Here is a 24886-nt window from a genome sequence, read left to right on the forward strand (position 1 = left end):
AGCATTATTAGCAAGGATTAATAGACAAGTATCTTTAAGGGAAGCACTTAAGATATAAGTCAAATACATATTTATGCTGATTTTGATTATACTTGGCGGGTAATTTTGCTCGCTAAGGCTTTGCTGTACTTATGATACCCATCACATGGATTGAAACGCTTAAACCCAATTTTAAAGTCCTCTCTCTTAAAGAACGAGGCTTGAGCGGTATTGGTGCGCTGATTGGTTTGGCGATTTCATCACTGATCAGTTGGTATGCGCTAGACGGGATCAATGCGTGGTATATCGCCCCGATGGGTGCCTCGTCGGTCTTACTTTTTGCGGTATCGAGTAGTCCGTTGGCACAGCCGTGGAATATGATTGTTGGGAATCTGATTGCAGCGATTATTGGCGTCAGTTGCGGTCTATGGATTGCTGATCCGACGTTTTCATTTAGTATTGCTGTGGGCTTGTCAATATTTTTGATGATGACCACGGATTCACTTCATCCGCCGAGCGGTGCTGTGGCGATTACAGCGGTGCTTGGCGGCGATGCGGTACATCAGCTTGGCTATTATTTTGTGCTGTATCCTGTACTGCTTAATTCGACCTTATTGATTGCCTTTGCTTTATTTTTTAATCGCATGATTGGTCGACAATATCCGCAACCTTCACAAGTCAACCAGCGCTCCAGTGATCCGACACCAACGCAAAGAGTGACCATTCAACCCAAAGATATTGAGTATGCGTTGGAGCAACACACAGAGTTGCTCGACATCAGCCAATATGATTTGCAAAGTTTGATTTTAGAAGCCCAACAACATGCCAATCATCGCTTGTCTTTGTCAGGGAAATGCGCAGACATCATGACCAAAGATGTGGCGTTTTTAGATGAAAATGACGATATTTTGCATGCTTTAGATCGCTTTAAACAGATGAATATCATGAGTTTGCCAGTGTTAAATGAGGCACAGCAATTGGTTGGCACGCTGGCATTGTCGGATGTGGTGGAGTGGTTTCGAAGTACTACAGAGATTCGCAGTCCGTGGCAAGATCAGGTCAAACACATCATGCATCGTCAGGTGGTGATGGTCAAACCAGAGCAGAATATTGCAGATTTGATTCCGTATTTTGTAGAAAAGTCTTTTAATTATTTACCTGTGGTCGGCGAAGATCGCAAAATTCTCGGAATTATTAGCCGTTCGGATATGATTGCGGTGTTGTATCAGAATTTATCAAAGGCTTAGTCTCGACTGAGACAGTGGTTATAAAAAAATCGATTGAAATAAATGATATGCGAATGAAGGTGGATATTAAGCGCATTTTGGCTTGGGGGCGACGTCACCCACAAAAGCTATTCTGGATTGATGGCTTGGGAGCGATTATTTCTGTATGCATGATCGGAGTTGTTTTGGTCGAATTGCAGGTATTGGTTGGAATCCCAAAATCGACACTCTACCTTCTTGCTTTATTTCCTTGTATTTTCGCTACTTATGATTTTTATTGCTATTACGTGCGACATCATCATTTGCACGATCAATTGTATATTATTGCGACAATGAATCTATTCTACTGCTGTCTGAGCTTGGCGGTAGCGATTTATCATCGAAGTCAAATCACCTGTCTGGGATGGATATATGTCTTGGCAGAAATCTCGGTGATCACTGTGCTTGCTCGTTTTGAAGTTTCTGTTGCAAAACATCTGCATGATTCTCCCCAAAAATAATGAAAATACACATTGATTTGTCACACGAATAAGGCGAAAATTTTACGTTAAAAATCATAGTGTAAGATCGAAGGGGTAGTCGCTAAAATGACTTGCTTAAAATAAACCTATCTTTTTTAAATAAATGTTGGTAGAATGCGCTCCACGCACGAATCTTCCGTTCATTACCTGAACATTTATCTATATTTACCTAGTCTGCGCGTTTTGTCCAAAGAGAGGACGTCCCTTCGCGCCGAATCGCATACTGCGATTATTCAGGTTGCGCTCGTAAACATGTGTGCGTTTATAGACCACATCGTCTCAAATCGGAACTTGTCACAGCCAATGAAGCATTTTTATTTGCTTGATTGTTGATGCTGTTTTGTCGCCTTTATGCCGATGTATTGAATTAAATATTTTAGAATTGGAGCGCCGATTACTCGGTGAAATCTCTATGAGCAAAACTTTTGCTGAATTTCCTCTCGCAGAGTCATTACAACTTGCACTACAAGACTTAGGTTTTACGACGCCGACGCCTGTACAAGAACAATCTATTCCTGCGGCGTTAGAAGGTAAAGATTTATTGGTATCGAGCCAAACTGGTTCGGGTAAAACAGCTGCATTCCTTTTACCTACATTGAATGCGTTGGCTGATCAAGATACTTTTGTTCCTTTCAAAGAACGTATGCGTGCGGTGACTACACCAGCGATTTTGGTACTTTGCCCAACACGTGAGTTGGCGCAACAAGTGAGCCAAGATGCGATTGCATTTGTACGCAAAATGAAAGGTGTTCGTGTTGCTGCAATCATGGGTGGTATGCCATTTGCAAAACAAATTCAACAGCTAAAAGGTGCGCAAGTGGTTGTTGCGACTCCAGGTCGTCTTTTGGACTTGGTGAATCGTCGTCAAATCAAACTTGATAAAGTGAATGCGTTGATCGTTGACGAAGCAGATCGAATGTTGGATCTTGGCTTCTCTGAAGACTTAGAAGCAATTAGTGATCTTGCAGGCAACCGTGAACAAACTTTGATGTTCTCTGCGACTTTTGCGGATCGTATTATTTCACTTGCTGAGCGTATGATGAATTCGCCTGAGCGTATTGCAATCGAAACTGGTCATACGACCAATACTGATGTAACACAAACATTGCATTGGACAGATGGCTTTGAGCACAAGAAAAAATTACTTACGCATTGGTTAAGTGATGAAACGCTTGATCAAGCGGTCGTGTTTGCTTCAACGCAAGAAGACACCGATATGTTGGCTGAAGAGTTGGCAGAGTCAGGTCTTTCTGTGGTTGCGCTACATGGTGCAATGCCTCAATCTGTGCGTAACCGTCGTTTGCGTAGTATTCGTGAAGGTAAAGCACGTATCTTGGTGGCGACTGATGTTGCAGCACGTGGTTTGGACGTCCCAACCATTTCACACGTGATTAACTTTGGTTTACCAATGAAAAATGAAGACTATGTACACCGTGTAGGTCGTACAGGTCGTGCAGGTCGTACAGGTCAAGCGGTGACTTTGGCGACGTATCGTGAGCGTGGCAAAATTCGTGCACTCGAAGAGTACTTGGAAACTCGTTTGAATGTGTCTGAAATCGAAGGTTTAGAGCCATCTCCACCACCAGCACGCCCAAGCCGTAAAGGTGGAAAATCTGACGGTCGTCGTGGCGGCGGACGTGGCGATCGTGGTTTTGGTGGCGATCGTGGTGGTCGTAGCTTTGGCGGTGATCGTGATCGTGGTTTTGGCGGTGGTGGCAAGCGTCGTATCGAAGGCGAAGGTCATTTCAAACGTGAAGAGCGTTCAGGTTCACGTAAATCGCACAATGACTATATCAATGATGTCGTAGCGAATGCTGACTTTGCTGGCAAGCCACGTTCAGAGCGTCCTCGTTCAGAATTCAAGTCGCATGAAGATGATAACCGTGGTAACCGCAAAGATTACCAACCTCGTTCAGAAAAGCGTTTCTCTGATCGTGGCGGACGTGGTGGTGACAACCGTGGCGAAGGTCGTCGTTTTGATGGCGAGCGTAAGTTTTCTGATCGTCCAAAGCGTGATTTTGGTGGTGATCGCCCAAGCTACAATGATCGTCCAAAACGTGATTTTGGTGATCGTCCAGAACGTTCAGAAGGTCGTCGTTTTGATGGCGAGCGTAAGTTTGGCGACCGTTCAGAGCGTGGCGAACGCAATTATAATGACCGTCCGAAACGTGATTTTGGCGATCGTCCAAAGCGTGACTTTGGTGGTGACCGCCCAAGTTATAATGACCGTCCAAAACGTGATTTTAACCGTGAATCAGGTCGTGATGACAACCGTGGCGAGCGCCGTGAATTCTCAAATGATCGGCCACGTCGTCAAGATGGCGAGCGTTCAGAAGGTCGTCGTTTTGGTCAACATGACAACACTGAAAAGCGTTTTTCGCAAGAAGGTCGTGAACGTCGTTACAAAGGCAATGGATCAGGTTTTGGTTCGGACAGCATTCGCAAGTGGGCTAAATAAGTTTATCTCGCATAACACATTGTTTTAAAGCTAAATAAAGCATCTCTACGGAGGTGCTTTTTGCATTGAAGTGGATTGTAATATGGTGTATATTATTCACTCTATTTAAATAAAATGTGATTTACTTAACCTTTACTGCAGGATGGGTTGCGTGCCATATCTATTTGTGTTCTTGGTGATGCTGAATGCGCTGTTTTTGGGCGCACAAGTTTATCAAAAGTCGACTGAAAAGTCGGCTGCGCAAGTGCACGCCCAACACATCGAGCAAAACCGTTCATCTGAAAAAAAACAAGATTTTTAGCAAAACTATAACGCTTCACCCTGTCTTTTTGCGTAAAATCGCACTTTTCCTTAAGGATAAAAATATGAATCCCGCGCTGCCTATTCAAGATGAGGCATTGATCGAAGTTAAAAACCTGAGCTTTCAGCGTGGTGATCGTGTGATCTATGACGATATCGATATGCGTATTGCACGTGGCAAGATTACCGCCATTATGGGGCCATCGGGTACAGGTAAAACCACACTATTGCGATTGATTGGTGGACAACTCAAGCCTGATCAAGGGCAGATTTTGTTAGATGGTCAAGACATTGGCAAAATGTCTCGTAAAGAATTGTTTAATGCGCGTGCGCGTATGGGGATGTTGTTTCAAAGTGGCGCACTATTTACCGATATGAGCGTGTTTGAAAATGTGGCATTTCCGATCCGTGCGCATCGTCAAATGTCTGAGCAAGCGTTGCAAGAGCGTGTCTCGCAAAAACTTGAATCGGTAGGTCTACGTGGTGCAGAAAATATGATGCCGTCAGAGCTATCTGGCGGGATGAATCGTCGTGTTGCGTTGGCGAGAGCGATTGCACTCGATCCAGAGTTAATTATGTACGATGAACCATTCGCTGGGCAAGATCCGATTGTGATGGGGGTACTCACACGATTGATTCGTTCACTGCGTGAAGCCTTGGATTTAACCACCATTATCGTGTCGCATGATGTCGATGAAACTTTGTCGATTGCTGATTATATTTATGTGGTCGCCGAAGGTAAGGTGCAAGGTGAGGGTACGCCTGAGCAACTGCGTCAACATCCATCGCCTTTTGTACAGCAGTTCTTAACAGGTTCGGTAGAAGGTCCCGTGGATTATCAGTTTAGTCGAATGCCAGATGGGATCAAACTCGGAGGTGCGCAATGAATGCAGTTGCGACTTTAGGTCGTCGTTTGATCGGTCGGATTCAAGGAATTGGCTATGCGGCGATCATGCTCGTCCAAGTGTTGCTGTCGATGCCGACATGGAAAGGCGTGAAGCTGTTCATTTACCAAATGTACCGTGTGGGTGTGCTGTCATTGCTGATTATTACCGTTTCAGGTTTGTTTATCGGTGCTGTACTTGGCTTGCAGATGTATAGCATCTTGGTGACGTTTGGTAGTGAGGCGATGCTGGGTACTGCGGTGGCTTTGACCTTACTTCGTGAGCTTGCACCTGTGGTTGCGGCATTATTATTCGCAGGTCGTGCAGGTTCGGCGCTGACTGCTGAAATCGGTTCGATGAAGCAAACAGAACAACTTGCCAGTATGGAAATGATCGGTGTTGATCCGTTAAAGCAAATTGTTTCCCCTCGGCTTTGGGCGGGTATTTTTAGTTTGCCGATGCTGACGGTGATTTTTGCTGCGGTCGGTATTTTGGGGGGTAAATTTGTCGGGGTGGATTTTCTAGGCTCTGACGAAGGTTCATTTTGGAATAGTATGCAAGCCTCAGTGGTGTTTTGGAAAGATGTATTTAATGGCACCATCATTAAAAGTATCGTCTTTGCAATTGTATGTACGTGGATTGCGGTATATCAAGGTTATGCTGCGGTGCCGACCCCAGAGGGTATTGCTACGGCGATGACACGTACTGTGGTTTACTCGTCGCTCTGCGTTTTAGGATTTGATTTTGTGTTGACTGCGGTCATGTTCGGAGGTTTGGGATGAAAACACGTACAGTAGAACTGGCCGTTGGGATTTTTGTAATTTTATTTGCGGCAGCTTTATTTTTATTGGCGATGCGTGTCAGTGGTTTGGCGGGCAGTACCATGGGTGAAAGCTACAATCTCAGTGCCAAGATTGACAATATTAGTGGGCTAAAAGAACGTGCCAAAGTCACCATTAGTGGGGTCAAAGTCGGTCAGGTGAGTAAAATTGAACTTGATCCAATCTCGCATCGTGCCGTAGTGACCATTGCCATGGATAAGTCACTGACCACATTTAATCCTGAGCAACTTAAGCAAGTCGAAGCCAATGCGATGGAAGACCTAAAGTATAGTTATGACTATACAGAAGCATCACCTGAGCAACAAAAGGCTATGCAAAAGCAACTTATCGACAACATGAAGAACATCACTACCATCGATCAGGATGCTTATATAAAGGTAGCAACCAACGGTATCATTGGTGAGAAGTATCTGAAAATTGAGCCAGGTGGCGCATTTACGTATATTCCTCAAGGTGGCAGTTTCCCTGAAACACAAAGTCAAGGCACCGTTGAAATTGAAGATTTGGTGAATAAGTTTATTACGGGTTCATCGCAATCTAAATCAGCGACAACAGAAAGTGCGACAACAGAAAGCGTAGATGCCGAGCAAGTACCTGCTTCGACAGCTACAACCACAGAAGCAGCGCCTGCACAAAATGCAACACCTGCATCTACAACCCCAAGTCAAGATGAACCATCGTTTATCGATGAATGATCATGCATGAATAGTTAGGAGTGAAATCAACATGACTTTACTGAAAACAGCGACAATTAAAAAGACGACATTGGGTCTGTCTTTGGCGGGAATGATGGTCAGTTCATTGGCTTTTGCAGCGCCATCTGAAACCCCACCTGATTTTGTGAAACGCATCTCTGATAAATTGATCGTTGAGCTGAAACAAAATAAAGCCAGCTTGAACAATGCCAGTGTGATCAATAAGATCGTAGCGCAAAACATTGAGCCATATGTTGATGTGCAAGGATTTTCACGTCTGGTAATGGGGCAATATTATTCCAATCAATATAGTACTGCCGCACAGCGTGGTCGTTTTACCAAAAACTTCCGTGATAGCGTGATTAAAACCTATGCCAAAGGTTTGGCGCAGTACAATAATGAAGGCTATACCTTGCGTCCATATCGTAATACAGGTGCGAAATATCCTGTGGTCACGATGGATTTTAAAGCCAATAATGGTAATAAAATTCCAGTGAGTTTTCAGTTGATTGATAAGAATAATCAATGGAAAATCCGTAATATCAATGTCAGCGGTATTGATATGGCACTGACCTTCCGTGATCAGTTTAAAGCCAATGTGCAACAAAGTGGTGGAAACATCGATAAAGCCATTGCCAGCTTTAAGCCAGATGCAGAAGCAGGTAAATAAGCGTTTACTGCAAGTATTTTTTACTGCTTTCTACTGCAATAAAAAATCCCATTCCAATCGGAATGGGATTTTTTTGATTACAGCTCAGTCAGTAGTATTTAGAAAATACTATTTGGCGTCACCTGATTGTTGCTGTTATTTTGCGCTGGCGCAGTCGGCGTATTGTTATTTGAACCATTGCCAGAGTTTTGCTGAGGGGTTTGACTCGGGACTTGGATCGGTGTCTGATTTGGTGTGTTTAGCGCAGGAGGTGCTGTACGCTCGGTGGTTAATGGGCGCTCGGCGACATTATCATTGAAGTCGTTGCGATGCATCTGAATGAGTGAATCCAGCGTTTGCACTGGCGCAGGGCGATACAGTGGTCGTGCAACTGGTGGTGTTTCACGTTGCTGACGACGAGCTTCAGCCACTTCAACGCCGCTATTGTCGAGTTGTTCACTGACGGTGTCGCCTGCATTTTTATCGAGTTTTACCCATGCTAAAGGTTCATTTTTGAGTGCGCCAGCCATAAAGTTGATCCAAATCGGCAAAGCAGCAACACCACCATATTCACGGCGACCGAGTGTACTTGGTGCATCAAAACCGACCCATGTGACGGTAACGAGATTGCCATTAAATCCAGCAAACCATGCATCTTTGGCGTCGTTGGTCGTCCCTGTTTTGCCACCGAGGTCACTACGACCAATGCGAAGTGCAGCACGACCAGTACCGTGTTGGATGACATCACGCAAAATGTTTGCCATGTCAAAAGCGGAGCTCGATTTGAGAATGCGATCGGCTTGGCGATATTGTCCTGCAACTTGATTATTGGAAGATGTATTCGCCTGAGCGGTTTCGCTCGCTGAACTATTGTTAATTTGACCTTGCGCATCATTGGTGATTTCAGTCACCGCATTGGCTTCTGAATCTGTGCTAAGCGGACTAGCTTCGTCAGAGGTGGTGCTTTGGTTGCTATTAACCACACAACTAATGCAGGCATAAGCTGGATCGGCTTGGAAAATTGTATCACCATAACCATCTTCAATGCGTTCAATGAAGTATGGCTGTACACGATAACCCCCGTTGGCAAATGCGGCATAACCTGTTGCCATCTGCAAAGGAAGCACTTGTGGGGTGCCGAGTGCAATGGTGTAGTTACGAGGAATTTGATCATCGTGTAGACCAATATCCATCAAAAATTGACGTGTGCGCTCGATGCCGACATTTTGCAGTAGGCGAACGGAGACTGTATTTCGGGAAAGGTATAAAGCACGGCGTAAAGCAATTCGTCCGAGATAACGACCATCGGAGTTGCGTGGCGACCATTTGCCGATCCGAATTGGGTTGTCATCCACCATAGTGTACGGTGTCATGCCTTGCTCTAAAGCCAGCGCATAGACAAAAGGCTTGATGGTTGAGCCAGGTTGACGCCAGCCTTGGGTGGCACGGTTAAACTTGGAATAATAAAAATTATAACCACCAACCACAGCTTCAAGCGCACCATTGTTTGGGTTAATCGCAACCAATTGACCTTGTACTTTCGGAATCTGGGTGAGTCGCCAAGCGGATTTGTCTGCATTCGGGCGCAAGCGAACGATATCGTTAACTTTAACGATTTGCGATGGACGTCCTGCAGCAGGGCCTGGATTGTTGGCACTGCGATATAAGCGTACCCAATTCATGCCTGACCACGGAATTGTTACTGTTTTGCCGTCTTTGAATTCTGCTTCAAAACTACTATTGCCGACCTTAATGACTTTGGCGGGGTACATGTCGCCAACGATAAAGAAATCTTTTAATGGCTTATCATGTGCTTCAACACCTCGCCAGCCGTGGCGGCGATCATAAGCCTCTAAGCCATCACGCACCGCTTGCTCTGCGAGTTCTTGGCGATGGCTAGTAACGGTGGTGTAGACTTTAAAACCTGAATTCACCACTTGTTTGCCAAAGCGATCCACCAGTTCTTGACGGGTCATTTCAGCTAGATAGGGGAATTTAGTCTGTACTTTGTGGTTGTAGAGTTTGAGATTGATTGGTTCAGCAATCGCTGTTTCATATTGTTGTTGCTTGATATAGCCCAGTTGCAACATGCGCCCAAGAATCCAGTTGCGACGTTCTAAAGCACGCTCTGGATTGGCGACAGGGTTATATTTGGACGGTGCTTTAGGTAAGCCTGCGATCATGGCTTTTTCAGCAAGTGTCAGTTGCTTTAAGTTTTTGTTGTAATACACCTTTGCTGCTGCCTGAATCCCATAGGCATTTTTCCCGAGAAAGATCTTATTCACATATAGGGTCATAATATCTTGCTTGCTGAGGTTTTGTTCTATTTTTCGAGCAAGGAAAATTTCGGTGAGCTTACGGCGCAGTGTGCGCTCTGGAGAAAGGTAATAGTTCTTGGCGACCTGCATGGTGATGGTTGAGCCACCTGTTTGTGCTGAACCGCTGATGGTTTCACTGACAGCACGTCCCAAGCCTTTAAAGCTGACGCCACTATGTTCAAAGAAGGCAGAGTCTTCCGCTGCCAAAAATGCATAAATCATATCTTGTGGAATATCATTATATTTCACAGGGATAGAGAGCTTGTTGCCAAATTCGGCAATCAATACTTCATCTTTAGTATAGATTTGCAATGGCTTTTCTAACGGGGCCTTTTGCAAGCTACTCATATTTGGTAATGATGGCGCAATATAAAGATACATGCCGTAGAATGCCATCGGGACAGTAAGCAAGATTAAGATCAAGATTGCAAAAAAAGGATGAATCCTGCCCTGAGAAGATCGCATTTTGGTCATAACTGAGTTTTATTGGCTACGGGGTGTGTCGGAAAGGCTAAGTATAGCGGTACACAATCGATAATGTTAGTAACAAAATGCTACTCACTGTAAAAAAAATAGTGCATAATCGAACATGGGGATAAAAAACAATAGGGAATAGAATGGTGTTAAAACTTAATTCTAAATCATCAAGGGGTGTTGTAGGTGTAGATATTGGTTCTACTTCTGTTAAGCTCATTCAACTGGGGCAGAAAGAAGGTAAATACCACGTCGAAGCCTATGGGGCGCTACCATTAGCTGAAAATGATGTGCTTGATAAAAACATCATGCAGGCTGAAAACGTAGGCGAGATCCTAGAACGGATCTATAACCTCGCCAATCCAAGCAGTAAAGAGATTGCTGCTGCAGTGCCGACTGTTGCGGTCATTACCAAAGTGATCGAAATGGATGCGGACATGGGGATGGATGAGCGTGAAGTTCAGATCCGTATGGATGCAGAGCAATATATTCCATATCCACTCGATGAAGTGAGCTTGGATTTTGAGATTATTCGTGTCAATGAAAAAAATCCAAACCGTGTCGATGTTTTGCTGGTGGCAACACGTAGCGAAAATGTCGAGCATCGTGCCGAAGTGATTGAGCTGGCTGGACTCAAGCCAAAAATCATGGATGTCGATTCTTATGCCTTAGAACGTGCATATGCATTGCTGGCAGACAGTTTGCCGATCGGAACCAAGTTGGTGGGTGTATTGGATGTCGGTCATACCCACACCACGCTGACTGTACTCAATCAAGGTGAAGTGATCTATAGCCGTGAGCAGAGCTTTGGTGGCAAGCAGCTCACCCAAGAGATTCAACAGCGTTATGGACTGGGTTTGGAAGAAGCAAGCTACGCCAAAGAAGAGCGTAATTTGCCAGATGATTATGAGACCGAAGTGCTTTATCCGTTTATGGATGCATTGGCACAACAAGCGGCACGTTCCTTACAGTTTTTCTTTTCCTCCTCGCAATTTTCAGAAATTGACCATCTCTTGTTGGCAGGTGGTAGTGCGCAAATTCCAGGCTTGTCGAAAATGTTGCAAGATAACTTGGGCTATCGTGTCACGCTCGCCAATCCATTTTTAAGAATGAGCTACGCACCACAAGTGGATGCAAAAAAAGTAGAACGTGATGCATCCGCTTTGTTGGTGGCTTGTGGCTTGGCGTTAAGGAGTTTTGATTAATGGCTAAAATTAACCTGCTGCCTTGGCGTGAAGAGCTTCGAGAGCAGCGTAAAAAAGAATTTTTCATTATTAGTGGTGCGGTTGCGGTATTGGGGATTGTGTTATCTGGTTTGATCTGGATGTACTTTAATCAACAATTACAAGACCAAAATGATGCCAATCAAACGGTGGTTACTGCGAATCAACAGTTAGACCGTCAGCTTAAAGAGCTTGATGGTTTGCAAGAGCGTAAAGAGCAAATTGTCGAGCGCATGAAGCTGATTCAGGATTTGCAGGGTGTGCGTCCTGTGATCGTACACGTCTTTGATGAATTGGCTAAAATGACCCCAACCAATATGTACATCACTGAATTTTCACGTAAAGGTGATAAATTTACCTTGAAAGGTAAGGCGCAGGATCCAAATGTCGTGTCAGACTTCTTGCGTAACTTGGACGCTTCACCTTGGTTCCGTAATGCATTTATGAACTCGTTTGAAGCGGCAGAAGTTAAACCTGTGCAACAAGGTGCGGTTTCACCTCGTGAAGAAGATGCTTACGGTATTTTTGATGTGACTGTGGATTTGGATGAATATAGTACAGTCGCCACAGATGTACTACCTGCTGAAGAGAAGGTGGCGCCATGAGTCTAGATAATAATGTCGATCAAATCGACGAATTTGAGCCAGCAAAGAAAAAAGGCTTTTCCTTTGAGCGTTATGTGCAGCAATTGCAACAAATGGATATGGATAATATTGGTGCTTGGCCAACCTCGGTCAAAGTCACCATGTATGTCTTTATCTTGTTGATTATTCTGGCGGCAGCTTACTTTTTGATGATTAAAGGGGTGCGAGAGGATATTGCCAATGCGGAAGCGCAAGAGGCGAATTTACTCAATGATTTTCGTAAAAAAGACTCTGAACTTCGCAATCTGCAAATGTATCAACAACAAGTGCAGTTGATGGAAGTGCAGTTTAATCAACAGCTAGAACAATTGCCTAAAGAAACTGAAATTCCAGGTCTCGTTGAAGATATCAATATGGCTGGCGTGTCTTCTGGGCTTGAGTTTAAAAATATCAAGCTACAGCCTGAAGTGAAACAAGAAGTCTTTATTGAGCAGCCGATTGATATGTCGGTCAAAGGCAACTATCACAGCATGGGGGCTTTTGTCAGCGCAGTTGCAGCGTTACCTCGTATCGTCACCCTACATGATTTCAAATTAGAAACAGAAAAAGGTGAAGGTAGTGAAGTGCCACATTTGAAGATGGATGTCAAAGCGAAAACTTATCGCTACATGTCTGAACTTGAAATTGCTGATGAGAAGAACGCTGCATTAAAAGAGGAGCCGAAGAAATGAGAAATCAAAAATCGCTCTTAAAAGTGACTCTTGTTGCATCAACAGTGTTATTGATGGTGGGCTGTGAGTCTCGTGTCGAGAATGTGCAAACCAAAATGAATGAAATTCGTAATGCACAACCTTTGCCGATTGAACCGCCACCTGTGTTTACCCCTGTGCCGAGTTATTCATATTCGAGCTTTAGTGCAAAAAGTCCATTTGTGCCGACCAGTATTGCACGTGAGTTGCAAATTATGGCGGGTAAACGGGTCTATCCAAACTTTGCTCGACCAAAACAGCCGCTTGAAGACTACACTTTGGAAGAGCTATTGATGAAAGGCACCATGAAAAGTGCTTCTGGTCGTATCGTGGCATTAATCCAGTCGCCAGATAATCAGCTTGAGCAGGTGCAAATTGGTAGTTATATGGGTAAAAACCATGGTCGAATTGTCTCAATTAATCCAAATCAAATCTCACTATTGGAAATAGTGCCAGACGGGCAGGATGGTTTTATCGAACGTCCTCGTACTTTGATTTTGCACGGTGACGCTTGATAAAGGAAGATTATAGAAATGAATAAAACGAAATTAATGGGTGAAATGGGGGTCGTGATGAGTATGCAACGCACCATGAAAAGATTTGCATTAACAGCGGTGGCTTTTGGGGTTGTACAGGTTGTGAGTGCACAAGTGTCGATTACGCAAGTTGTACCGATGACGACAGCGGATCAAGGCACAGAACTACGCATCATGTTTAATGGCTTGCCAGTTCAGCCAAAGGCGTATGAATTGCAATCACCAGCCCGCTTAATCCTTGACTTTGAAGGCGCAGCAAATACGGTGGCGTCGAGTGTGGCGGTCAATACTTCTGAAATTGCTAATGTCGACGTATTGCAGGATGCTGAGCGTTCACGCTTGACGGTGCACCTAAAAGAACATGGTGCATTTACCACACGTACCGAAGGTAACACATTTGTATTGAAAGTTGCGCCTGAGCTCGGACAGTCAGTTGCTTTGCCGAGTAATGTCATGCAGCCGACTTATCAGCAGAATATGGGGCTGAGTAATATTGGCTTTGAGCGTGGTTCGCAAGGCGAAGGTTTGGTCAATATTCAATTGGGTAATGCACATGCACCTGTCGATGTACAACAACAAGGTAGTAAAATTGTGGTGCGTATGCTTGGGACAAAGATTCCAGCGCATTTGGCTCGCCGTTTAAATGTGGGTGACTTTAATACGCCAGTGACGACAGTTGATGCCTATAATGAAGGTAGTAATGGTGTTGTAGTTATTCAACCGAGTGGTAGCTATGAATATATGGCATATCAGGCGGAGGATAAGCTCACTATTAGTGTGAAGCGTCCTGTTGATAACTCAGTTGCCTCAACGCGTGCACCGCAGACCTATTCAGGTAAGAAAATTTCACTCGATTTTCAAGACATTCCAGTGCGTCAAGTCTTACAATTATTGGCTGAATTCACCGATGTCAATATGGTGGCTGCAGATTCAGTACAAGGGCAAATTTCGATTCGCCTAAAAGATGTGCCTTGGGATCAAGCGCTGGATATTATCCTAAAAAGTAAAAATCTAGATAAGCGTCGTAATGGTAATGTGATCTGGATTGCGCCTGTATCAGAGCTCATTAAAGCGGAAGAAGATGAAGCGAAAGCGATTGCACAAAGTGTGAAGTTGGCGCCGATTCAAACCGATTATATTCAGTTGAATTATGCCAAAGTCGCTGATGTCGAGAAGTTGATTACCGAGCGTAAGAATGCGACCACAACAGGAAATACACAAAATACAGCAAATAATGATGAACTGGCAGGCAATCTGCTCAGTCCTCGTGGATCGGTATCGAGCGACATTCGTACCAATACCTTGATCGTCAATGATACAGCACAAAAGATCGATGAAATTCGCAAGATGATCGAGCTGATCGATGTGCCAGTCAAGCAAGTGATGATTGAGGCACGTATTGTACGAGCATCAAATGACTTTAGTAAGGCATTCGGTGTGAAGTGGGGTGTATTGTCTCAAGGTATTACCAATAATAATGACTTGCTTGTCGGTGGTAGCAATCAGACTTTATGGGATTTACGTGATCCTGAAGAAGATGATGTGACGGGTGGCTATAGTTACGATATTGAAACACCTGATAATCTCAATGTCGATCTTGGTGTGGAAAATGCAGCAGGGAAAATCGCTTTTGGTTTAATCAGTTTATCTGACTTTATGCTGGATTTGGAGTTATCTGCTTCTGAGGCAGATGGCTTGACCGAAATCGTATCGACACCAAAAGTCTTAACCGCAGATAAGCAAAAAGCATCGATTAAATCTGGTGTGCAAATTCCATATCAAACCACTTCGGGTACGGGTACGGGTGCAACCACGCAGATTGAGTTTAAAGATGCGGTCTTACTCTTGGATGTCACGCCAAGCATTACCCCTGATGGCAAAGTCAGTATGAAGCTCAATATTGCTAAAGATGCGTTGGCAGGTTATGCGGAAAATGGCGAAGCGTTGATTTCAACCAATCAGATCGATACCAATGTGTTGGTGAATAATGGTGAAACCATTGTACTGGGTGGTGTGTTTGAGACTGAAAACTCAAATAGTGTGACTAAAGTGCCGTTCTTTGGTGATTTACCGTGGGTGGGGAATTTATTTAAAACCACATCCAAAGTCGATAATCGTAATGAGCTATTGATTTTCGTTACGCCTCGAATCGTCAATGACAATAGCACAGCAAATCGTTAAACTATCAGGAATAGCGATATAGTTTGAAGGTGTTCATTGAACAACCATGTTAAAACAAAGGATCTGCCAAATATCTATTTGGTAGGTCCAATGGGTGCAGGAAAAACCACCATTGGTCGACACCTTGCAGAGTTGCTTGGTCGAGAGTTTATGGATAGTGACCATGAAATCGAGGCACGTACAGGTGCCAATATTCCGTGGATTTTTGAAAAGGAAGGCGAGCCTGGCTTTCGTTTGCGTGAAAAAAACGTGATCGCAGATCTGACCAATAAGAAAAATTTAGTGCTTGCCACAGGTGGTGGTGCCGTGACTCAGCCTGAAAATCGTCTGCATTTACATCGTCGTGGTATTACAGTGTATTTGCTGACTTCAGTTGATATTCAACTGATGCGTACTTATCGAGACAAAAACCGTCCATTACTACAAGTCGAGCATCCTGAACAGCGCTTGCAAAGTCTACTGGAGGAGCGTGATCCGTTGTATCGTGAGGTGGCGCATTTTGTGGTAGAGACGCATCAAGGTTCTGCACGTGATTTGGCGCAAAAGATTTTACAATTAATTGTTGAAAATCCGTTAACATAAGCCATCGTTTAAATCTTTTCATTTTAATGTATTTTCCATGCAAACTTTATTTGTCGAATTAGGCGAACGTCGCTATCCAATCTTCATTGGGCATCAGCTCGACGGTTCAAAACTATTAAATCAATATATCTCATCACAACAGGTGATGATTGTCAGCAATACCACGGTTGCCGATTTATATTTGGATCATTATCTACAGCAATTCCAAGCGATGGGTAAAACTATCGCCACGTGTATTTTGCCTGATGGTGAAAAATATAAAGATTTTCAGCATTTGCATTTGATTTTTGATGCCTTGCTTGAGGCGGGTTTTAATCGGGATTGTACGGTGATTGCCTTGGGTGGTGGCGTTATTGGTGATATGGCAGGCTATGCGGCAGCATCTTTTCAGCGTGGCGTGAAGTTTGTACAGATTCCAACCACATTGTTGTCGCAAGTGGATTCGAGTGTTGGTGGCAAAACGGGCATTAATCATCCGCTTGGCAAAAATATGATCGGCGCATTTAAGCAACCCGAAGCGGTGCTCGCGGATATGGCGGTGCTGGATACTTTGCCTGATCGTGAGCTGTCTGCAGGCTTGGCTGAAGTCATTAAATATGCGTTGCTTGGCGACTTGGAGTTTCTGACTTGGCTTGAGCTGAATATGGCAAAATTGCTCGATCGTGATCGTGAAGCCTTGGCGGAAGCGGTCTATCGTTGCTGTGCGCATAAAGCTCACATCGTGGCTGCCGATGAGATGGAAAAAGGTGATCGTGCCTTATTGAATCTTGGGCATACTTACGGGCATGCGATTGAGTCGTATATGGGCTATGGCACATGGCTACATGGTGAGGCGGTTGCTGCGGGAATGGTCATGGCGGCGAGTTTGTCTGCACAGCTCGGTTGGATTGATAGTAAAGATGTGGTGCGTGTTAAGGAAATTTTGAGCCAAGCCAATTTGCCAATTGCAAGCCCACGGATTCCTGTAGATGAATTTTTGGCGTATATGGCGCACGATAAAAAAGTGCTGAATGGTCAGCTGCGTTTGGTTCTTCTCAAAGGATTGGGTCAAGCGGTGATGAGCAAAGACTTTGAGCAATCACAACTCATTCAATCCATTCAAGACAATTTGCTTGCAGAGTAGGTAATTCAGATGGTCAATACGGCAAAATTGTGGCAAAACGTCAAACAAGCACTGTGGCTCAGCTTGGCGATCACTTGCTTAGTGATTGTATTGATCTTTTGGGCGATGCAAGCAAAATCTAATAAGACCAAAGAGGTTGTACCCGTCGAAGTGCAAGATGTCGCAGAAAACAGTGCGATTCAGCAGCAGTCTGTGTTAATGGAAAAGAAAATAGGCACTTTCCAAGATGAAGTGCCACCAATTGATCTACTAAAACGGAATGCTTTGGCGGGCGACCATGAACCAGAATTTCGTGGTTCGAGTTTTATCGCTGAAAACAAAAATGCATGGACTTTGCAACTGTTAAAAGTTGCCGAAGAAGATGTCATCCGCTCTTACTTGAATGGTCGAGAAGATCGCAGTCAATTTTATTATTTCCGTTTAGATGACCAAAAGAAAAATAAAGTGGAATATGTGTTGACCTATGGTTTGTTTAAAAATACCAAAGCGGCGATTGATCAAGCGCAAAAACTGAATTTTGGCTTACCGAAAACTGTGAAGGTGTTGCCTGAGAAACTCAATAGCTATGCCAGTCTAGTCAATGATCTTGGCAGTGATGAAAATAAATCATCGACAGAATTGCGTTCGGTACTATTAACTCGCACAGCATTACCACGAGTGCCTGTTGTACCACAAGTCACACCGTCAACTTCTGCATCATCATCGACCAGTAATACGGGTGGAACTACCACCACGATACAGCGCAAAGACGATGCGGGAACGGTGCAAAGCACAAATACGGAGCATTCTCAGGTCAAACCTCGAAATAATTCAACAAATGCACCATCAGAATCAACACAACCATCAACAACACCTGCTCAGCAAGCACCAACGCAAATTATTGATCCATTTTAATGCACCAAAATAAAGCAAAAGTGAGCTAGCAACAAAGAAAAAGCATTTGTGCTGTATATTGGTGCTTGTTTGTGCGCAAATTTGGAGCAAGTGATTTATTGTGCTTTTGTAACTCATTGTTTGTGAAATAGTATTTATTTAATTTATATGGCATATTTATTGCTTTATTAATTCCTTAAATCGACATAAAATCGATTGTTGCAGAATACTTTTATTCTATAGTTACACTCCTGTTCATCAAACACATCAGCTTGCAAATCGGGATTTGCATTGGTTGGTTGTTCAATGAGAAAATACGTCGCTAAACATTTCACAGCATGCTTTCTAACAGTACGGTTTCCTCTGATTTTCGTTTTGTTGCCAGTCTTGTCTAAGGTGTTTAGTCGCTTAGGGTTGCGATCAAACATTAGTAACGATAATGCTTTGGTTTTTTCGGTTTCTTGACTCAGTTGCTGAGTCATCTTCATTAAGAAGGGTACGCTATGCACATGCCATCGCTCAATACTGTAGCTCCCACTGATCAAGCCAAAGGTTTGTATCAGCCGCATGAATTTAAAGACAACTGTGGTTTTGGTTTGATTGCACATATGCAAGGCAAACAAAGCCATCACTTGGTGGAAACGGCCATTCATAGTTTGAGCTGTATGACCCACCGTGGCGGGATTGCAGCGGATGGTAAGACGGGTGACGGTTGTGGTTTGTTGCTTGCGATGCCAAAACAATTCTTTCGTGAAGAAGCGCAGAAACTCGGTTCAGAGTTAACAGAAATTTTTGCGGCAGGTACGGTCTTTTTAAACCTTGATCCTGCGCTTGCTGAGCATGCAAAAAAAATCGTCAATGCGGAAATTGAAGCAGCAGGTTTGACTGTGGCGACTTGGCGTAAAGTCCCAATTAACTTAGATGTTTTGGGTGAAATTGCACTACGCTCTTTACCTGCATTTGAGCAAATCTTGGTGAATAATCCGCAAGGTTTGGCGGAAGATGAGTTTAACCGTAAGCTGTTTTTGGCTCGTCGCCGTGCTGAGAAAAAATTAGAAAACGATTCATTATTTTATATTACGACCTTGGCGTCGACCGTGATCAGCTATAAAGGCTTGATGATGCCTGAGGCGATTGCGGATTTTTATACCGATTTGGCGGATGCTCGTCTGGAGTCGCATATCTGCGTATTCCATCAGCGCTTCTCGACCAATACTTTGCCACGCTGGCCATTGGCACAGCCGTTCCGTTATTTGGCGCACAATGGTGAGATTAATACCATTACTGCCAACCGTAACTGGGCATTTGCACGTACCCCGAAATTTGAAAATCCACTTTTACCAGGCTTGCTTGAGTTGACCCCATTGGTCAACCGTACTGGTTCGGATTCATCGAGCCTTGATAATATGCTCGAGATTTTGGTCGGTGGCGGTATGGACTTGTTCCGTGCGCTGCGTATGCTCGTGCCACCAGCATGGCAAAACGTGGAAACTTTGGATGCCGATCTGCGTGCTTTCTATGAGTTCAACTCAAAACATATGGAAGCATGGGATGGTCCTGCGGGTCTGGTGATTCAAGATGGTCGTCATGCGATCTGTATGCTCGATCGTAACGGTTTGCGTCCTGCACGTTGGGTCATCACCAAAAACGGCTACATCACATTGGCTTCAGAAATCGGTGTTTGGGATTATGCGCCTGAAGACGTGATTTCTAAAGGTCGTGTTGGTCCAGGTCAGATTTTGGCGATTGATACCAAAACGGGCAACATTCTCGATACCCAAGAAGTCAGCAACCACTTGAAAAAAATGCGTCCGTACCGTGAGTGGTTGCGTGATCGTTCAATGAAGTTGCAAGGTGACGTACAGCTCGAAGAAAAGTTAGTTGATCAAGGTTTGACAGGTGATGCCCTCAAAGCCGCACAAAAAATGTTTATGGTCACTTTTGAAGAGCGTGATCAATTGCTTCGCCCGATCGCAGAAAGTGGTCAAGAAGCGGTTGGCTCAATGGGTGATGATACGCCAATGGCGGTATTGTCACGTCAAGTGCGCCATGTGTCTGACTATTTCCGTCAACAGTTTGCACAGGTGACCAACCCGCCAATCGATCCACTGCGTGAGTCGATCGTGATGTCACTTGAGACTTGTCTTGGTCGTGAACAGAACGTCTTTGAACAAGGTCCTGATCATGCTGATCGCTTGATTATTTCAAGTCCAGTGCTGTCAAATTCAAAAATGCACTTGATTCGTACCCTTGAGCGTGAGGGTTATGGTCAGATTGAAATTGATTTGAACTATCCAGAGTCAGAAGGATTGGGTGCGGCAGTCAAACGTATCTGTGAAGAATCTGCGCAAGCGATCCGTGATGGCAAGTCGATCTTGATTTTGTCGGATAAAAATATTCGTGAGGGCTATTTACCAGCCAATGCGGTATTGGTAACAGGTGCGGTGCATCACCATTTGATTCAGCAAGGTTTGCGTACCGATTCAAACATTGTGGTCGAAACAGGTGTGGCACGTGGTCCGCATCAGTTTGCGGTGCTACTCGGTTTTGGTGCGACTGCGGTCTATCCATATCTTGCACATGATGTGATCAATGATTTGATTGCCAAAGGTGAGCTACTCGGTGATCCAATCCAAGCCCAAGCGAATTTCCGTAAAGGTATCGATAAAGGCTTGATGAAAGTCCTGTCAAAAATGGGTATTTCAACCGTTGCATCATATCGTGGCGGTCAACTGTTTGAAGCAGTTGGTTTGTCTAAAGAAGTGGTGGACACCTGCTTTATCGGTGTGCCAAGTCGTATCGAAGGCGCAACCTTTGGCGACCTTGAAAATGATCAGAAAAAATTGGCAGAGTTGGCGTGGAAAGCACGTAAGCCAATCGATCAAGGCGGTTTACTCAAGTTCGTATTTGGTAAGGAATATCATGCCTTTAACCCAGACGTGATCAATGCATTGCATAAATCAGTGCGTTCGGGCAAATACGAAGACTTTAAAGAATATGCCAATTTGGTCAATACTCGTCCAGTGGCAACGATTCGTGATTTATTTAAACTGAAAACCGACAATTCAATTTCGATTGATGAAGTTGAGGCGGTAGAAGAGATCTTGCCACGCTTTGACTCTGCAGGCATGTCTTTGGGTGCATTGTCCCCTGAAGCGCATGAAGCGATTGCCATTGCCATGAACACCATTGGTGGTCGTTCAAACTCAGGTGAGGGCGGTGAAGATCCTGCACGTTATGGCACGATTCGTAACTCGAAAATTAAGCAAATTGCATCGGGTCGTTTCGGTGTGACACCTGCCTACTTAACCTCTGCTGAAGTATTGCAGATCAAAGTGGCACAAGGTGCAAAACCAGGTGAAGGCGGTCAGCTCCCAGGTGGTAAAGTGAATGGCTTGATTGCCCGTTTGCGTTATTCTGTACCGGGTGTGACTTTGATTTCACCGCCACCGCATCATGATATTTATTCGATCGAAGATTTATCACAGTTGATTTTTGACTTAAAACAAGTCAACCCAAGTGCGATGGTTTCTGTGAAATTGGTTTCTGAACCAGGTGTGGGAACGATTGCCGCAGGTGTAGCGAAAGCCTATGCCGATTTCATTACTATTTCTGGTTATGACGGCGGTACAGCAGCATCACCGATTTCATCAATTCACCATGCGGGTTCGCCGTGGGAATTGGGTCTTTCTGAGGCGCATCAAGCATTACGTGTCAATGATTTGCGTGGCAAAGTCCGTGTACAGACTGATGGTGGTTTGAAAACGGGTGTTGACGTAATTAAAGCGGCAATTCTCGGTGCGGAAAGTTTTGGTTTTGGTTCTACACCAATGATTGCACTCGGTTGTAAATACTTGCGTATTTGCCACTTAAATAACTGCGCAACGGGTGTTGCAACACAGCAAGATCACTTGCGTCAGGAGCACTATATTGGTGAACCTGAGATGTTGATTAACTTCTTCCGCTTTATCGCTGAAGAAACCCGTGAATTGCTTGCAGCGCTTGGTGTGCGTTCATTGAAAGATTTGATTGGTCGAGTTGATCTCTTGGAAATCTTGCCAGGTGAAACAGATCGTCAGCAACATTTGAACTTAAAACCATTGCTTGAGTCACATCCAAGTGCCGACGGTAAAGCGCAGTACTGTGAAGTACAAGGCAATGCGCCGCATGACAAAGGCTTGTTGGCTGAAGAAATGGTCAAAGACATGTTGCCTGCAATTGAAAAATGTCAAGGTGGCGAGTTCTACTATACCGTGTGTAACTGTGACCGTTCGATCGGTGCCCGTTTGTCAGGTGAAATTGCCAAACGTCACGGCAATTTGGGTATGAGTAATGCACCTGTGACCTTGAAGTTGCAAGGAACAGCAGGACAGTCTTTGGGTGTGTGGAATGCAGGCGGTCTGCATATCAAACTCGAAGGCGATGCCAATGACTATGTCGGTAAAGGTATGGCGGGTGGTCGAATTTCGATTTCTCCACCAAAAGGTTCACCTTTCCAAAGCCAAAATACCGCAATCATTGGTAACACCTGCTTGTACGGTGCCACAGGTGGTAAGATTTTTGCCGCAGGGACTGCAGGTGAGCGTTTCGGCGTGCGTAACTCAGGTGCATTTGCGGTGATCGAAGGTGCAGGCGACCATTGCTGTGAATATATGACAGGTGGTATCGTCACTGTACTCGGTAAAGTGGGTCACAACTTCGGTGCAGGGATGACAGGTGGTTTTGCTTATGTGCTTGACTTGGATAATGATTTTGTCGATTACTACAACCATGAGTTGATCGATTTAACCCGTATCTCAACAGAGTCGATGGAAGAACATCAACAGTTCTTGATGAAGATTCTTGATGAGCATATCCAAGAAACAGGTAGTGCGTGGGCATACAAGATTCGCAACGAGTTTGACTATTACAGCCGTAAATTCTGGCTGGTTAAACCGAAAGCCGCCAACTTGTTGACCTTGCTGAAAACCACACAAGCTGATCCACAATAACCCTGCATTGAATAGGCAGATACGACGTCACTCGAACCCAATATACGACTGACGTTCGCATCTACCCACGGAGAGAAACATGGCAGAGCGCCTAAATAATAGCTTTCAATTTTTGGATGTTCCTCGTCAAGATCCAGATAAAAAGGATATTACTGTCCGCAAAGCAGAGTTTGTGGAAATTTATAAACCATACACGGCGGATGTTGCTGCCAATCAGACGCATCGTTGTTTGGAATGTGGTAACCCATATTGCGAATGGAAATGTCCAGTACACAACTACATTCCAAACTGGTTGAAGCTGATTGCTGAAGGTCGTATTTTCCAAGCGGCAGAGTTGTGTCATCAAACCAATACCTTGCCTGAGGTTTGTGGTCGGGTTTGTCCACAAGATCGTCTGTGTGAAGGTGCGTGTACTTTGAATGACGGCTTTGGTGCAGTGACAATTGGTAATGCGGAAAAATACATCAATGACACCGCATTTGCACTTGGCTGGCGTCCAGATATGTCACAAGTGAAATGGACAGATAAAAAAGTTGCCATTATCGGTGCAGGTCCTGCGGGTCTGGGCTGTGCGGATATTTTGGTGCGCAATGGTGTGAAGCCAGTATTATTTGATAAACGTCCTGAAATCGGTGGTCTACTGACTTTTGGTATTCCAGAATTCAAGATGGAAAAAGACGTGATGAAGCGTCGCCGTGAGATTTTCACTGGCATGGGCATGGAATTCCGTTTGAATACTGAAATCGGTAAAGATGTGACCATTGAGCAGTTGCTCGCAGAATACGATGCGGTATTCATGGGCATGGGCACATATACCTATATGAAAGGTGGATTCCCAGGCGAAGACTTGAATGGCGTGTATGATGCACTCGATTTCTTGATTGCCAATGTCAATCGTTGCCAAGGCTGGGAAACTGATCCAAGCGAATATGTCAGTGTCGAAGGCAAAAAGGTCATCGTACTTGGCGGTGGTGATACTGCGATGGACTGTAACCGTACTTCAATCCGTCAAAATGCCGCATCTGTAAGCTGTGCATACCGTCGTGATGAAGCCAATATGCCAGGTTCGGTACGTGAAGTAAAAAATGCCCGTGAAGAGGGTGTGAACTTCTTATTTAACCGCCAACCGATCGAAATCGTGGGTGAAAATGGCAAAGTCACTGGCGTGAAAGTGGTCACCACGCAACTTGGCGAACCTGATAGCCGTGGTCGTCGTAGTCCTGAGCCTGTGCCAAATTCAGAGGAAATCTTACCTGCGGATGCGGTACTGCTTGCATTTGGTTTCCGTCCTAGTCCTGCGGATTGGTTTGCAGATCAGAAAATCGACTTAGATGGTTCTGGACGTGTACTTGCAGCGGAAGAGCAAGAGTTCAAATTCCAAACCTCGAATCCTAAAATCTTTGCTGGTGGCGATATGGTGCGTGGTTCAGACCTTGTAGTGACTGCGATCTGGGAAGGGCGTCAAGCTGCAGAAGGTATCTTGGATTATTTAGACGTTTAACCGCTGATTTTAAATCTTTTCTAAGAAAGCTCACCATCGTGGGCTTTTTTATGCTTGGAAATTTACCATTGATCCTGAAAAAATAATCTAGAAAATCATCCAGTGTTGAACACTCTTGCCAATTTACAGTCGATTATCGCCATAGCCACAACTTATTAACTCGACAATAATCATTGTCTAAATTGATTTGCGAGAGG

General features: G+C 44.5%; 19 protein-coding genes. 18 read left to right on the forward strand and 1 reads right to left on the reverse strand.

The window, feature by feature from the left end; all coding sequences use genetic code 11:
* Positions 1-131: 131 nt before the first annotated feature.
* The 8 genes from BLQ60_RS08430 (at position 132) to BLQ60_RS08460 (ending at position 7575) form a co-directional block, all read left to right on the forward strand.
* A complete protein-coding gene (locus BLQ60_RS08430) occupies positions 132-1226 on the forward strand; it encodes an HPP family protein (RefSeq protein WP_092618829.1) in 1095 nt (364 codons plus the stop codon).
* 53 nt (positions 1227-1279) lie between these two features.
* Entirely contained in the window at positions 1280-1705 is a 426-nt protein-coding gene (locus tag BLQ60_RS08435) for a hypothetical protein (protein ID WP_092618832.1), read from the forward strand.
* Positions 1706-2138: 433 nt separating this feature from the next.
* Positions 2139-4184, forward strand: coding sequence for a DEAD/DEAH box helicase (locus tag BLQ60_RS08440; RefSeq protein ID WP_092618835.1), 2046 nt, complete (start codon positions 2139-2141; stop codon positions 4182-4184).
* A 151-nt stretch (positions 4185-4335) separates the two neighbouring features.
* Positions 4336-4485 carry a hypothetical protein gene (locus tag BLQ60_RS14060; RefSeq protein WP_171259085.1) on the forward strand — a complete coding sequence of 50 codons (150 nt, stop codon included), beginning with the start codon at positions 4336-4338 and terminating at the stop codon, positions 4483-4485.
* Between the two features lie 64 nt (positions 4486-4549).
* Entirely contained in the window at positions 4550-5371 is an 822-nt protein-coding gene (locus tag BLQ60_RS08445) for an ABC transporter ATP-binding protein (protein WP_092618838.1), read from the forward strand.
* Entirely contained in the window at positions 5368-6150 is a 783-nt protein-coding gene (mlaE, locus tag BLQ60_RS08450) for a lipid asymmetry maintenance ABC transporter permease subunit MlaE (protein ID WP_092618841.1), read from the forward strand. The genes BLQ60_RS08445 and mlaE overlap by 4 nt, the downstream gene beginning before the upstream one ends.
* Positions 6147-6905: an MlaD family protein gene (locus BLQ60_RS08455; RefSeq protein WP_092618844.1), complete on the forward strand. Its 759-nt coding sequence runs from the start codon at positions 6147-6149 to the stop codon at positions 6903-6905. Before mlaE ends, BLQ60_RS08455 begins: the two co-directional genes overlap by 4 nt.
* A gap of 31 nt (positions 6906-6936) precedes the next feature.
* A complete protein-coding gene (locus BLQ60_RS08460) occupies positions 6937-7575 on the forward strand; it encodes an MlaC/ttg2D family ABC transporter substrate-binding protein (protein ID WP_092618847.1) in 639 nt (212 codons plus the stop codon).
* Positions 7576-7673: 98 nt separating this feature from the next.
* Here the strand turns inward: BLQ60_RS08460 and BLQ60_RS08465 are convergent, their stop codons facing one another.
* The gene (locus tag BLQ60_RS08465; RefSeq protein ID WP_378235215.1) at positions 7674-10346 is read right to left on the reverse strand and encodes a penicillin-binding protein 1A; all 2673 of its coding nucleotides are present in this window, start codon (positions 10344-10346) and stop codon (positions 7674-7676) included.
* Positions 10347-10492: 146 nt separating this feature from the next.
* On the opposite strand from BLQ60_RS08465, the gene BLQ60_RS08470 reads away from it, so the two are divergent.
* The 10 genes from BLQ60_RS08470 to BLQ60_RS08520 all read left to right on the forward strand — a co-directional run bounded on the left by BLQ60_RS08470 (position 10493) and on the right by BLQ60_RS08520 (position 24689).
* Positions 10493-11551 carry a pilus assembly protein PilM gene (locus tag BLQ60_RS08470; RefSeq protein ID WP_213030470.1) on the forward strand — a complete coding sequence of 353 codons (1059 nt, stop codon included), beginning with the start codon at positions 10493-10495 and terminating at the stop codon, positions 11549-11551.
* On the forward strand, positions 11551-12174 hold the full coding sequence (locus BLQ60_RS08475; RefSeq protein ID WP_092618856.1) for a PilN domain-containing protein: 624 nt from the start codon (positions 11551-11553) through the stop codon (positions 12172-12174). Before BLQ60_RS08470 ends, BLQ60_RS08475 begins: the two co-directional genes overlap by 1 nt.
* Complete coding sequence (locus BLQ60_RS08480; protein WP_092618859.1) at positions 12171-12884, forward strand: type IV pilus inner membrane component PilO; 714 nt, start codon at positions 12171-12173, stop codon at positions 12882-12884. The genes BLQ60_RS08475 and BLQ60_RS08480 overlap by 4 nt, the downstream gene beginning before the upstream one ends.
* Positions 12881-13417, forward strand: a complete 537-nt coding sequence (locus tag BLQ60_RS08485) for a pilus assembly protein PilP (protein ID WP_092618863.1) — start codon at positions 12881-12883, stop codon at positions 13415-13417. Before BLQ60_RS08480 ends, BLQ60_RS08485 begins: the two co-directional genes overlap by 4 nt.
* A 63-nt stretch (positions 13418-13480) precedes the next feature.
* Positions 13481-15619 carry a type IV pilus secretin PilQ gene (locus BLQ60_RS08490; protein ID WP_092619542.1) on the forward strand — a complete coding sequence of 713 codons (2139 nt, stop codon included), beginning with the start codon at positions 13481-13483 and terminating at the stop codon, positions 15617-15619.
* Between the two features lie 36 nt (positions 15620-15655).
* Complete coding sequence (gene aroK / locus BLQ60_RS08495; protein WP_280137877.1) at positions 15656-16201, forward strand: shikimate kinase AroK; 546 nt, start codon at positions 15656-15658, stop codon at positions 16199-16201.
* A gap of 37 nt (positions 16202-16238) precedes the next feature.
* Positions 16239-17324: a 3-dehydroquinate synthase gene (aroB, locus tag BLQ60_RS08500; protein ID WP_092618869.1), complete on the forward strand. Its 1086-nt coding sequence runs from the start codon at positions 16239-16241 to the stop codon at positions 17322-17324.
* A 9-nt stretch (positions 17325-17333) separates the two neighbouring features.
* Positions 17334-18218 (forward strand): hypothetical protein, encoded by an 885-nt coding sequence (locus BLQ60_RS08505; protein WP_092618872.1) that lies wholly within the window; start codon positions 17334-17336, stop codon positions 18216-18218.
* 488 nt (positions 18219-18706) lie between these two features.
* Complete coding sequence (gene gltB / locus BLQ60_RS08515; RefSeq protein ID WP_171259090.1) at positions 18707-23188, forward strand: glutamate synthase large subunit; 4482 nt, start codon at positions 18707-18709, stop codon at positions 23186-23188.
* Between the two features lie 79 nt (positions 23189-23267).
* Positions 23268-24689, forward strand: coding sequence for an FAD-dependent oxidoreductase (locus BLQ60_RS08520; protein WP_092618881.1), 1422 nt, complete (start codon positions 23268-23270; stop codon positions 24687-24689).
* Positions 24690-24886: the final 197 nt, after the last annotated feature.

The sequence above is a fragment of the Acinetobacter marinus genome (assembly GCF_900096915.1).
Taxonomy (GTDB): domain Bacteria; phylum Pseudomonadota; class Gammaproteobacteria; order Pseudomonadales; family Moraxellaceae; genus Acinetobacter; species Acinetobacter marinus.